The sequence below is a fragment of the Paenibacillus sp. FSL H8-0332 genome, assembly GCF_037963835.1.
GTDB classification, from domain to species: domain Bacteria; phylum Bacillota; class Bacilli; order Paenibacillales; family Paenibacillaceae; genus Paenibacillus_AQ; species Paenibacillus_AQ rhizoplanae.
On sequence record NZ_CP150145.1, the window covers coordinates 7,368,278 to 7,381,476 of the forward strand.

General features: G+C 52.6%; 7 protein-coding genes. 6 read left to right on the forward strand and 1 reads right to left on the reverse strand.

Going from position 1 to position 13,199, the window contains the following annotated elements:
- Window positions 1-39: 39 nt before the first annotated feature.
- Entirely contained in the window at window positions 40-2,370 is a 2,331-nt protein-coding gene (locus tag NST43_RS32365) for a helix-turn-helix domain-containing protein (RefSeq protein WP_339221551.1), read from the reverse strand.
- 255 nt (window positions 2,371-2,625) lie between these two features.
- Here NST43_RS32365 and NST43_RS32370 point away from each other — a divergent pair, with 255 nt between their 5' ends.
- The 6 genes from NST43_RS32370 to NST43_RS32395 all read left to right on the forward strand — a co-directional run bounded on the left by NST43_RS32370 (window position 2,626) and on the right by NST43_RS32395 (window position 13,181).
- Entirely contained in the window at window positions 2,626-3,564 is a 939-nt protein-coding gene (locus NST43_RS32370; protein WP_209994845.1) for an ABC transporter permease subunit, read from the forward strand.
- Window positions 3,565-3,574: 10 nt separating this feature from the next.
- The gene (locus tag NST43_RS32375) at window positions 3,575-4,459 is read left to right on the forward strand and encodes a carbohydrate ABC transporter permease (protein WP_339221553.1); all 885 of its coding nucleotides are present in this window, start codon (window positions 3,575-3,577) and stop codon (window positions 4,457-4,459) included.
- A 38-nt stretch (window positions 4,460-4,497) separates the two neighbouring features.
- Window positions 4,498-6,039 (forward strand): DUF3502 domain-containing protein, encoded by a 1,542-nt coding sequence (locus NST43_RS32380; RefSeq protein ID WP_339221554.1) that lies wholly within the window; start codon window positions 4,498-4,500, stop codon window positions 6,037-6,039.
- Window positions 6,040-6,071: 32 nt separating this feature from the next.
- Window positions 6,072-7,118, forward strand: a complete 1,047-nt coding sequence (locus NST43_RS32385) for a glycoside hydrolase family 130 protein (RefSeq protein ID WP_339221555.1) — start codon at window positions 6,072-6,074, stop codon at window positions 7,116-7,118.
- 86 nt (window positions 7,119-7,204) lie between these two features.
- Window positions 7,205-11,725 carry a polysaccharide lyase family 8 super-sandwich domain-containing protein gene (locus tag NST43_RS32390; protein WP_339221557.1) on the forward strand — a complete coding sequence of 1,507 codons (4,521 nt, stop codon included), beginning with the start codon at window positions 7,205-7,207 and terminating at the stop codon, window positions 11,723-11,725.
- A 148-nt stretch (window positions 11,726-11,873) separates the two neighbouring features.
- The gene (locus NST43_RS32395; RefSeq protein ID WP_339221559.1) at window positions 11,874-13,181 is read left to right on the forward strand and encodes an aminoacetone oxidase family FAD-binding enzyme; all 1,308 of its coding nucleotides are present in this window, start codon (window positions 11,874-11,876) and stop codon (window positions 13,179-13,181) included.
- Window positions 13,182-13,199 lie beyond the last annotated feature (18 nt).

Here is a 13,199-nt window from a genome sequence, read left to right on the forward strand (position 1 = left end):
CGATAAGGAACATATCCTTATCGCTTTTTTCCACTTGCCTCACACCTTCCCCCCGCCATCCCCCGCCCGGTACTTCTTCCGGTACTGGGCCGGGGTCATGCCGTACACCTTTTTGAAGCTGGAATAGAAGGTGTTCAGGGACGAGAAGCCGAAATGCTGCACGATAGGCTCGATCGGGGAGTCGGAGGCAATGAGCTCCTGGCAGATGAAGGTTAGCCGCTTCTCGGATATTTTGTCGGTGATGGACTGGGTGGTCTCTGCTTTGTACAGACTGCGGAAGTAATTGACCGACAAGCCCAGGTGATCGGCCAGAATGGTGGCCGACAGATTCGGGTCGGTGAGATGACTCTCGATGAACTGGTCCACCTGGCCGATCAGGGCGATATTCTTGGATTGGCTGCGGGCCGCCGTAATGTCTGCGAGTGTTCGGGTAATCAGGGCTTCCATCCATGGCATGACGTTATCCATTGTTTCCTGCTGAATGATCTGTTTCTCGATGGACGTCAGTCCCCACGAGCTGGGCAGCGGCTGGGAGGAATGCTCCTGGATGAGCCGGCGGATGTCCATGAACAAGGTAATCAGAGACATTTTACATTCAAAATAAGGCAGTTCCCGCAGCTTCACTACCGCTGAGCGTAAGACCTCCAGAATGACGGCGGCGTCCCCCTTGAGTATGGCCTGGGCGATCTGCCGCTCCTGGCTCACAGGCAAATGATATAATTCCCCGGGCGCAGCGGGCAGCCATTCCTTCACAATGAGCGACCGGTGTCCGAACCGGAACCGCTCCTGCGTCAGATCATACGTCTCCAGATACACCTCATGCATGTCGGTTAAGCCAGGCAATGTCCGGCCCCAGGCCACGGTGGTTCCCACGGACAAATACTGCTGGATCAGCTGCCCTGCAACTTGCAGCTCCTTCGCGAATTCCTCTGACAAGGGAGCCGATAAGACTACAGCCACGTGGTCGTCCCCCATATCTACCGTCTGCAGTTTGTGTCTGGATGATTGCAGCGACTCCTGAATGATATTGGACATGGCGAACCGGAGCAGGCGCCGGTCCTTCTCCGGGTATACTCCCGAGAATTCTGCGAAGTGGTCGATCCGGAAGATGGCTACGGACAACTCATCGCTCGGCAGATCAATCCCCCATTCCACGAATTGAGCGCGGATCTCCGCTGCCGAATGGTAGGTCTCCCCCAGGAAATCCCTTAAGAATCGCTCTCTGCCCAGAAATTTATTATGCCGCCATTGCTCGGTAAGCTCGTGAATCTGATTATGCTGCGAGGTAAAAACGCTCGATAAGTATTCGAGTTCATTGGCGTTCACTCCAAGGCCGGGCTTCTCCGCCTGATGCTGCCGCATGACCCGGCTGATCAGCTCCTGAATGGGTGAGTACACCCGTTTGGAGATTAGAATAATCACCGCCAGGGAGGCCGCGAACAAGGCGAGGAACAGGATCAGACTGGTGTCGCGCAGGACCGTGATTTTATTCAGGATGGCGGACTTCGGGATCATCTCAATGAAGGTCCAGTCCTGAATGCCCTTAACGGAGGAGTCGGCATAGACCACTAGCTTTTCCCCCTGATCCTGGGGCTGGAACAGCTTCCAGCCGCTGGCTCCCTTCATTCCGTGGCTTCTGAGCTCGGCAATCTGTTGCGGATTCATTGGTGTGCTGCTAAAAATCGTCTCGTCCCGGTCATTCAGCACGGTGATCGACCGGCTCGCGAAGTTTGAATTGTTCTGAAGCAGGGTCATCAGATTCTGAGTATCCACATTCATGACGAACGCGGAGATAGAGCTGCCTTTTTCATAAAATCTTACAATAGTCATCACTTCTTTGGGTGTGTTCCCGGTAAGAGGGAGGGACAAAGTTCTCGGAATAAGCACGCTATGGTTCGCTGTTTCCGGGTCACGTAAGCGCTTAATAATGTCCTGATCGTAAAAAGTTGCGGTATCATTTAACCCAAGTCTGGAGTCAATGACCGTACTCGTATAATCGTTAATGAGGTAGACAGAATCAATCGAGGGGTTGGCGTTCTTAATGTCCGTCAGCTGGCTCCATACCTCATAGGTCTCGAAATCGCTGTAATGGTCCGAAAGGGCATACACCTTAAGCGCGCTGTCATTACTGGAGGAGAAGCTGAAATCAAGCGCCCATTCCATCAGCCTTGACGTATTCCGGGCCCCATTCACGAGGAGGGATTCCGAATGATCGCCGATTTCCTCCAGCAGTGTCTTGGAAGATTGCCCATAGAGCAGTACGAAGGATATCCCTAAGACCAGAACGTTCGCACTGACAAAGTAAAAAATAAGCTTCATGTAGGTAGGGTGCCGCTTCAGCGAGGCGAAGAACGGTTGTCTGAATTTCATGGCTCTGGAACCTCCGTAATCATAACTGTCCGGCTCATTATAAGTAGATTTATTATAGCACACAGGGTATTTTCGTCTGCCGAATCGTATGTTTTGGGAAGAGTGTTGTTTTTGGGAAGGCGGTAAATCTGCACTTGCGGGAAGGATCGGCGTTTCTCGGAATTGCTCAGGGCGCAAGGGCTTGATAAGGTGACGGCATAGATAACGGGACGCTCTTGGGGCGATTACCGGTCTTGAGGAAGGGGGGGTGTACAAATGAACTACCAGCTTAACGCAGGTAAACGTTCAAAATGGAGGCATATCACGCAGAATCCTTTTCTGTATGTGATGGCTGTACCGGGGCTGTTGTTTTTTCTCGTGTTCAGTTATTTTCCCATATACGGGATTATGATTGCCTTCAAAGATTATGATTTTGCCAAGGGGATCACGGGGAGTGACTGGGTAGGCTTTCGGAATTTTGATTACTTTTTTACATCAGATGATTTCTGGAATATTCTGCGGAACACACTGCTGCTTAATGTGCTGTTTATTGTGTTCACGACAGTAGCGGCCGTTCTGATTGCGCTCATGTTCAATGAGATCCGCAATAAGTATTTCAAACGGATATCGCAGTCGCTTATTTTCCTGCCTTATTTCATGTCCTGGATTGTGATCGGGATGATTGTCCAGTCCTTATTCGGCGGGGAAGAGCCCATGATTAATGTCTGGCTGCAAAATATCGGCATGGAACCGGTCAACTGGATGTTTGAGTCGAGTCTTTGGCCTTATATTCTGACGGTGATCCGGGTGTGGCAAGGGGCCGGTTATCTCTCGATTATTTTCCTGGCCGCCATTACGGGCATATCGGAGGACCTGTATGAGGCTGCCCGGATTGACGGGGCTTCTAAACTGCAGATTGTGACGCGCATTACGCTGCCGCTGCTGGTTCCGACGATTATGATCATGACGCTGCTGGCCGTGGGCAAAATTTTCAACGGGGACTTTGCGATGATCTATGCCATCATTGGCGACAACTCGATGCTGTATCCGACTACCGACGTTATTGATACCTTTGTCTTCCGCTCCATGCGGCAGCTGCACGATTTCGGCATGTCTTCGGCAGTGGGTTTGTTCCAGTCCATTATGGGTCTGATCTTCGTCATTGCTGCCAACTGGGTAACCCGGAGGGTATCTAAAGAATCTGCTTTATTCTAGGAGAGTAACTATGAGACAGAAACATAGCGCTGCGGATCGCACCTTTACGGCATTCGCCCATACGTTCATTTTGCTGTTTACTTTATTTTGTCTGTTTCCTTTTCTGCTGATGATTGCCGGTTCTTTTACGGATGAGGAGGAGCTGATTGCACACGGCTATACCTTATTCCCGTCTAAATTATCGCTGGCCGCGTATAAGGCGGTCCTGCAATCAGATGTACTGTTCAATGGCTATGGCGTTACCTTGTTCATCACGGTTGTCGGGGCCTTAAGCGCCCTGTGCATTTCCGCCATGCTCGGCTATTCACTGGCGAATAAACGGAATGTTCTGCAAACGCCCTTTCTGTTTTTTTGCTACTTGCCTATGCTCTTCTCGGGAGGTATCATTCCGTTCTATATTGTAGTCAGCCAGTGGCTGCATTTGCAGAATACGATCTGGGTGCTCATACTGACGATGTTATGCCAGCCGTTCCTCGTCTTCCTGCTGGTCAGCTTCTTCCGCACCATACCTGAGGAGCTGGAGGAAGCCGCCAGAATTGACGGAGCGAATGAGATGAGAGTGTTCTTCCAGATTATGATTCCGATTTCCAAGCCGATTCTGGCTTCTGTGGGTCTCTTCTATGCGCTGAGCTTCTGGAATGACTGGTTCATGGGACTGATGTTCATCGATAACGAGAAGTTATTCCCGCTGCAGTTAATCCTGCGCCGGATGGTCTCCAATATGGAAGCGGCCAGGAATCTGATCCCTTCCGGTGCAGCGATTGCAGTGACTCCACCGACGTACGGGGTGCGGATGGCGACCACGGTACTCACCATCGGCCCGATTGTGCTGCTGTATCCGATGCTTCAGAAATATTTTGTCAAAGGTCTAACGGTTGGTGCTGTCAAAGGGTAAGCCATTCAGATTGTCCATAGATACAGGAGGGTAACGAGATGAGGTTAAAAAAATGGTTCGGCACGGCAACAACAGCGGTATTGGTGTCGTCACTGGTGCTGGCAGGCTGCGGGGGAAATGCGAAGAATGAAGGCAATACGGCGAATTCTACGAATTCCCCGTCCAGTTCAGAGGGTGCAGCGCCTGCTGCCAAAGAAGTAGTGACGCTGAAGGCTTATTTCCCGGGAGATAAACCTGCGGGGTTCGATGCTGTGCTGCAGGCAGTCAACGACAAGCTGAAAAAGGATAATATCGGAGCCGCGCTGAATATCAACTTCATGCCTTGGACCGATTACGGGAATGCGGTATCCGTGAAGATGTCTGCCGGGGAAGAGTTCGATATGTATTTGGATGCCCCTTGGATATCTATGAACCAGATGATCGAGAGTAAATCGTTAACGGAGCTGGATGCGGCAGTGGCTGCACGGCCTGAGCTGAAGGCGTCTATTCCTGAGGAAATGTGGGAGTATAACAAATTCGGCGGCAAAATTATGGGGATTCCGCTCGGCACCACCCAAGGCCAGCTGTATGGCGTACTGATCCGGAAGGATTTACGCGAGAAATACGGGCTTCCCGAGCTGAAGACTCTCGATGATCTGGAGAAATTCCTGTATGCGGTTAAGGAAAATGAGAAAGACATCAAGCCTTTTGTCATTAACGGAATTAAGGCGGATAAGCTGCCATTCTTCCTGAGTAACTCTGCCAATCTGGCGCAGGATGAAGTGCTGGAGATTGGGGTCAACATGTTCTCGTATTCGATCAAGGATAAGAAAGTCATTGGCCAATGGGCCAGCCCGACGATTGCCGATGCTTATGAACGCGTTACCAAATACTACAAGGATGGGATTATCTCCAAAAATATTGCCCAGGAGCAAAATGCTGAGACGCTGTTCAAGCAAGGTAAATATGCGGCGACCTACTATGCAGCCGATGGGGTCGAGGGGCTGAAGTATTCGGAAATGCTGAAGGATGGCAGCGACAAGCTTGAGATTTTCATACCGAACGGGGAGCAGGCTAAGCCTTATACGGCTTATCAGCAATGGAACTTCCTGTGTATCCCGACGACCTCCAAGCATTCCGATGTCACTATGGATGTAGTGAATTGGCTGTCGATTAAGGAGAACCATGATCTGATGGAATACGGCATTCAAGGGAAGGACTGGGAGCCTGTCGGCGATTCGAGCTATAAGGCGTTGTCCGGCTATACCTTCCCTGGTTATGTGCTGACCTGGCGTCCGACACTGAACCGTACGCCTGACACTATGATGCAAGATGACAAGAAGTGGTTCGACTTCTCGACCAAGACGTCCAATTTCACGCTGAGTCCGATTGCAGGCTTCAACTTCAACGCTGAGAAGGTAAAGACAGAATACGCCAAAATCACGCCGCTGCACGATTCGATCTTCCTGCCGCTAAGCCAAGGCCTGATCCCTGCGGAGGAAGGAAAGAAAACGATGGAGGATAAAATGGCCAGTCTCGGCGGGCAAAAAGTAATTGATGAAATCCAGGCCCAGATTGATGCCGTTACTTCCGGGAAATAACCGTACTTCAAACACAGAAAGAGGTCACTCTAATGAAAATAATACGCAGCGCGCATAATCCTCTGATTGAAGCCGGGGATGTTGCCCCTTCCCGTCCCGATTTCCAGGTGCTGGGCGCGTTCAATGCAGGCGTAGCGCAGTTACAGGAGGAGACGATCCTCTTGCTGCGCGTTGCCGAAGCGCCAATATCAGACCGGACGGATGAGGTGCTTGTTCCCCGGTTGAATGAAGCAGGGACGGAGGTGCAGGTCGAACGGTACGACAGGAATGATCCGGGCTATGATTTCTCCGATTCACGCTTCGTAGCCAAGGACGGACAGACCGTGATGCTCACCTCCTTATCCCATCTGCGTGTAGCGCGAAGCCAAGAGGGCGTTCATTTCGAGGTCGAGCCGCAGCCGGCCCTGTTCCCGGAGCATCCTCTGGAAGCGTGGGGGATCGAAGATCCGCGTGTGACCCAGATTGGAGACACCTATTACATCACTTACAGCGCGGCCTCTGTCCGCGGTGTCGGCGTCGGGCTGGCGGAGACCCGCGACTTTCAGACCTTCAAGCGGCGGGGGATGATGCTGCCTCCCGAGAATAAGGATGTGATGATTTTCCCTGAGAAAATCAACGGCAAATACTACGCTCTGCATCGCCCAGTGCCGAAGTCATTCGGCGCGCCCGAGATGTGGATCGCGGAATCCCCGGATCTCGACCATTGGGGGAATCACCGCTTCCTGATGGGACTCGGCGAGCAGGGCTGGGACTCGGCCCGCATGGGCGGCGGGGCAGTTCCGATCCGCACACCGCAGGGCTGGCTTGCGCTGTATCATGGCGCGGACAGCAGTCACCGCTATTGTATGGGGGCGGTGCTGCTGGATCTGGAGGACCCGTCCCGGGTGATTGCGAGATCCCGTGTCCCTGTGCTGGAACCGGAAGCCTCCTATGAGGTGAACGGATTCTTCGGCAAGGTCGTGTTCTCGTGCGGTGCGCTGCTGCTGGACCAGACGGTCCGCATGTATTACGGTGCGGCAGACGAAGTGATGGCTGTAGCGGACATCCCGCTCCAGGATATATTAGATACTCTTGTGTAAGGGAGGGGCAGTGCGAGCTGCCTTCTCTAATCTCTAGAATAGAAAGCGCTAACAAAAATATGGTAGATAGGCAAAGGAGCGTGTACATGGCTGACAACATGCAAAGCAGGATCAAGAGATGGATATGTCTCGTTATGGTTGGATTAATGATCTCGACCCTCGGTTTCCATTACCCTGTATCGGCGGATGCTTCGTCGCAAGAGCTGGCGGAAATGAAGCTGATGAAGCAGCGGGCGGTGGATTTTTATATCTCCAAAGACATCATCAATGACGGCACGAATGGCCGGGTCGAATGGACTTTTAAATCACAGGCCGGAACCTACTTATCGAGTCAAAAAGCGAATGGAAGCTGGGCGGATGTGGATTATGCGAATACCACCTCCAGCGCGAACGGCAGAGGCTGGTCGCCTTACCTTGCGCTGGACCGGATGCAATCGATGGCCCAGGCCTTCGCTGACCCGAAGAGCCCTTACTATCACGATGAAGCCATGTTAGCCGGTATTCAGAAAGCGCTGGATCACTGGTTCACGGTTAAGCCGACCTCCACCAACTGGTGGGAAACCGGCATCGGGAAGCAATTGCGGCTGGGCAAAATCGCGCTGCTGTGTGAAGGCTATCTGACTGCGGAGCAGGCTGCGAGTATTGTTGACACATTAGACAGCAAACCGAATACGGTCGATGGAGCTAACTCCTCCTGGTACAATCAGAATTATATGATTCGCGGCCTTTTGCTGGAGGATGCCCAGAACGTCCGCATCGCTGTAGAGGCATTTAACGTGCTCTCGGCTGTGACGGTGACGGTAACGGGAATTCAGTCCGACATGTCCTTTTTCATGCATGGGAAGACGAATTATACCACGGGCTATGGACGGAGTTTTGCCAGAGATATGTCCTTCTGGGCCTATGTAGTCTCGGGCACAAGCTTCGCCTACAGCCAGGCGGCTATTGATTCGTTATCCTCCTACCTGCTGGATGGGACCAGGTATCTGGTGAGAGGTGATGTTGCCGATCTGGGGATGGGGATGAATGGACCGGAGTGGCCGGATTATGAGAGCTCTGCGCTGACCTTCTACGAAGATCCGCTGGAGTGGATGCAGGCGGCTAACCCGAAGCGGGCGGATGAGTTCGCTGTCTTCCTCGATAATATCCGCAACATAGGAACGGTCAAGAGTAATGGACTGGACGCAAATAATATGACGCAATGGCAGACCCTGGTCTCCTCTCATATGCGGAAGGATTACGGAATTACAGTCAAGATGTCCTCCAGCACGGTCAAAGGCGGCGAATGGAGAACCATTAATCCAAGCGGATATAACCTGCTCTATTGGACTTCGCAAGGTGCCACGGCCATCCAGAGAACCGGGGATGAGTACAGAACCGTGTACCCGCTGATGGACTGGGCTCATGTTCCAGGGACAACAGCTCCCTACGTATTCACGAAGGAGAATAATTTCAACAACCCGAAGACCTTTGTAGGCGGTGTGACCAATGAGCGTTACGGAGCCACGGCGTTTGACTTCAATAAGCTGAGTACCAGCGGGAAAAAGGGCTACTTTTTCTTCGATGATGAAATGGTAGCGCTGGGCGCAGGCATCACTTCAACGAACGCTGCACCAGTCCATACCACGCTGAACCAGAGTCTGGCAACAGGCGATGTGCTTGTAGACGGCAAAGCCGTTGACGACGGAACCTCGCAGGTTAACGGGCGCTGGGCGTATAACGATCATACCGGGTATATTTTCCCGGACAAGACGGATTTCCAAGTGAAGCAGGAGACGAAGACCGGGAAATGGAGCGATGTGGTTACTGGCAGTTCAACGGAGCCAATCACTAAACCAGTGTTCTCGATGTGGCTGGATCACGGCGTGAAGCCGGTCAATGCCTCCTATCAATACATTGTGCTGCCGGGTAAAACTGCCGGAGAGGTTGGCAGCTACGCAGAAGCAAGCCCGATAAGTATTCTCGCGAATACAGCTTCCGTGCAGGCAGTCCGGCACCGTTCGCTGGGTATTTCGGAATTGCTGTTCTATCAGCCGGGTACAGTGACGCTAAGAGAAGGCCTGACCGTCACCGTAGATAAACCGTCGATGGTGATCGTCGATGAATCCGCGGACCCTGTCCGCATCTCGGTGGCGAATCCCGAAACGCCGGGGATTACAGTGAATGTAACGCTGAACCGGAACGGAGAACAGACCACAACTACGTACAGACTCGGTAAAGATACGTTTACCGGCCGGAGTATGACGCTGAGAGAGGGAGCTTCTATCGACGATAGAGGGTATGATCTGGCTTACAGTAAAGGTGCGGTGGCTTCCTCCAGCGTGGGCAAGCAATTTGCTTCGAACGCTACCGATTTGTACAGAACCTCCAGTTGGAGTTCGAACGCTTCGGACGATGAATGGATTTATGTTGATCTGCAGGATCAATATATGATCAATAAGGTTAGACTGCATTGGGAGAAGGCTTACGGAACGAGCTATAAAATCCAAGTATCCGATGATGGGGCCACCTGGAAGGACGTTTATGCGACCTCGATGGGAGATGGGGGAATCGACGACATTTCTTTCGGTAAGACCAGCGCCAGGTTCGTCCGGATGCAGGGCATTCAGCAGGGAACTGGTGAGGGCTACTCGCTTGCTGAATTTAACGTGTATGAAGCGGTTGCCCCCAACCTTGCCGAAGGCATGACGGTAAAAGCAAGCTCGTCCAAAGCCGCTGATGTATCAGTGGAGAATGCGGTAGACGGCTCATTGACGACCCGTTGGGGGTCCAACTATGCCGATCCGCAGTGGATTTACGTCGATCTTGGCGCAAGCCAGCCCATTTCCAAGGTTATGCTGCACTGGGAAAGCTCCTATGGGAAGGAATACCGGATCGATGTCTCCGATACGCTGGAGGATTGGAAGACAGTATATAGTACGTCCAGCGGAGACGGGGATATCGACGAGCTCTCCGTAGGTCCGGTGAATGCCAGATATGTACGGATGTATGGAACTCAAAGAGCAAGCAAATACGGATACTCGCTCTGGGAATTCAAAGTATTCGGACCAGAAACGCAGGAAACCGTTCCCGCCCGGGTACAGCTTGCGGCAGCGCCATCTTCGGTGGTGCCCGGAGGCAAAGTATCCGTTACGGGGGCCGTCTACAGCGATGGCGATCTTCCGGTTCCCGGTGTGGAGGTTGAACTTACAGCAGCCGAGGGAAGCCTTGGGCCTGCAAAAGTAACTACAGATGTGTACGGCCGGTTCAGTACGGTCTTTACCGCACCTTCCGTTCCCGGCGAGGTATCCATCTCAGCCGTCCTGCCGGCAAGTCCATCCGTGACAGGGGTGGTCAACGTGTCTGTAGAAGAAGAGGCTGTGCCTGTGTCGGCCCGGATTGAACTGGAGGCCACGCCATCCTCCGTATCTGCTGGAGGCAGAGTGTCCGTTACCGGAACCGTCTATGACGGTGAAGATCTTCCGCTAGCGGGCACTGGGGTCAGTCTCATGGCAGCATCAGGCAGCTTTGAGCCTGCGCTTGCTGTAACGGATGAGAACGGCCGGTTCAGCACGGTCTTTACGGCACCGTCTACGGCTGGGGATGTGGTCATTACGGCTGTACTGACCGACAATCCTTCCGTGACCAATACGGTAACTGTATCTGTGAGCAAGGCGGTTCCAGTCCCTGTTCTTATTGAACTTCAGGCGGCACCGTCTGCCGTGAATACCGGAGATGACGTATCCATCACGGGAATCGTCTCAGGTAGCGACAATCTTCCAGTCTCCGGCCTGGAGGTCGAACTCGCGGCATCATCGGGCAGCCCGGAGCCTGCTCATGCTGTAACGGATGCAAACGGCCGGTTCAGCGCGGTCTTTACGGCACCCTCCACACCTGGAGAAGTGACGATTACGGCGGTCTTGAGTGCGTATCCGTCCGTTACGGGAAGAATTAACATCTCGGTTAACGGGCGTTCGGGCGGCGATCCCGGAGGTGAAGCGCCAGTGACTCCGCCAGTAACAGTGCCGCCGGTTATTGTTGGAACGCCTAATAAGCCGGACGAAAACCCCCAAGTCCCGGCTACTCCGGTGCCCGGTCCATCCTTCGCCGATATTGCCGGACATTGGGCCGAGGCCAGTATCCGCGAAGCCGTCAAGCAGGGCATCATTACAGGATATCCGAACGGCTCGTTCCAGCCTAACCGTAACGTGACCCGTGCTGAATTCACGGTGATGCTGGCAAAGGCACTGAAGCTTCAGAACACAGAAGCAGCATTGTCCTTCAAGGACAGCGACCGGATCGGACCGTGGGCCAAGACAGCCGTTGCGCAGGCAGTAGCCCTGGGAATCATCCAGGGGGATAACAACAGCAATTTCCGCCCGGATGCACCTGTAACCAGAGCGGAAATGGCTGTCATGCTGGCAAGAGCACTACACCTGGCTCCTGTTGCCCGCTCCGCAGGATTCACGGATGACCGCGACATCCCTGCCTGGGCGGTTGGAGCGGCAGCCGAGATGAAGGAGTCGGGACTGATGCAAGGCAAGGGCAACAACAACTTCTTCCCCAAAGATGCCGCAACGCGGGCAGAGACGGTTACGGTTCTGCTGCGGATGCTGGAAGCTAAGTAAATAAAGCCAACCTTTCATCGTTATACGTTAGAACACAGCAAAGCAGCGATTCTCCTGTTAATAGGGAATCGCTGCTTTGCTTATGCTATAATTTAATAAAGTGTTTTTGTGCTTAGAGAAAATTGGATAAAGGATGCATTGACCAACCATGTATGAGAATCAGACTTCTATGCACCACAAGCTTTTTATTATCGGCGCAGGTGCTGCCGGACTAATGGCTGCTGTTACTGCGAGTGATATGGGGATCGATACTGCCATTCTGGAGAGTAACGACCGGATTGGCAAGAAGATCTTAATGACAGGTGATGGCCGCTGTAACATTACGAATGAATCCACTGTGACAGATACGGATGAAGCAGCTGCTTTATCGCGCAAGTATCACAGTAATCAATCCGGATTTCCGCTTGCGGTAGTTCAGCAATATGGCGTCGGCCAGACGATTGATTTTTTCTCCTTTCTTGGGCTTCCGCTGACAAGACTCAAGGGGGGCTTGATGTATCCGATGTCGCTGCAGGCAGCGGCGGTACTGGATATTTTCCAGCTGGCGCTAGAGGATCGGAATGTTCCAGTATACCTTAAGAATAAAGTGGTGGATGTTACTGTTTCGGCAGATCATCCGCGCTTTACGATAAAATGCCTAACGGAGACAGAAGAAGAGATTGTTTATACTAGCGACTATCTGCTTCTGTCTACAGGTGGCAACACCGGTCCAAATGCAGGAAAAGAACCTCCCGGTTATACACTTGCCGAACGTCTGGGGCATACCCTGATTGAGCCTTTTCCGGCCATTGTGCAACTGAAGCTGCAATATCCGAATATGAGGGCACTGTCCAGTATCAAATCTCAGGGACAAGCTCATATCCTTGTAAAGGGTAAAGTCATCGGCAGTGAACAGGGTGAGATGGCCTTCACAGACTATGGGATTACCGGTCCGCCCATTCTCCAGCTAAGCAGGAAGGCTGCGTATCATCTGGCAAGAGGAGAACAGGTGAAATTGTCGGTGGATCTGATGCCGGGCCGCACAGAGGAAGAGTTAGTTGATTTTTTAGAAAAGCTCTGGGAGACCTTTGGGCACCGGACTGTGGCGGATTCCCTCGTGGGTATCTTCAACAAGAAGCTTGTTACGGTCCTGCTTAAGGAGACGGGCTTAGATCAACAGCCACAGCTTCTTTGCCAGAATCTGCCGCCGAGAACTAAAGAGAATTTTTATCGGATCTTGAAGCGTTGGGAATTTAAAGTGACGGATACCAATGGCTTTACGAATGCGCAGGTGACAGCCGGCGGCATTGATACGTCGGAACTCACCCGGGGAACGCTGGAATCCAAGCTGGTGCCTGGGCTGTATTTGGCTGGCGAAGTGATGGATGTGGACGGAGATTTCGGCGGCTATAACCTGCAATGGGCCTGGAGTTCCGGATATGTGGCCGCCATGGCGATAGCTAAGTCCATTCAATAAATTTATTAGGAAAAGGGA

Excerpts from the sequence above, each read along its gene's own strand:
- NST43_RS32365 (WP_339221551.1), bottom strand. The coding sequence starts at position 2,370 with ATGAAATTCAGACAACCGTTCTTCGCCTCGCTGAAGCGGCACCCTACC.
- NST43_RS32370 (WP_209994845.1), top strand. The coding sequence starts at position 2,626 with ATGAACTACCAGCTTAACGCAGGTAAACGTTCAAAATGGAGGCATATC.
- NST43_RS32375 (WP_339221553.1), top strand. The coding sequence starts at position 3,575 with ATGAGACAGAAACATAGCGCTGCGGATCGCACCTTTACGGCATTCGCC.
- NST43_RS32380 (WP_339221554.1), top strand. The coding sequence starts at position 4,498 with ATGAGGTTAAAAAAATGGTTCGGCACGGCAACAACAGCGGTATTGGTG.
- NST43_RS32385 (WP_339221555.1), top strand. The coding sequence starts at position 6,072 with ATGAAAATAATACGCAGCGCGCATAATCCTCTGATTGAAGCCGGGGAT.
- NST43_RS32390 (WP_339221557.1), top strand. The coding sequence starts at position 7,205 with ATGGCTGACAACATGCAAAGCAGGATCAAGAGATGGATATGTCTCGTT.
- NST43_RS32395 (WP_339221559.1), top strand. The coding sequence starts at position 11,874 with ATGTATGAGAATCAGACTTCTATGCACCACAAGCTTTTTATTATCGGC.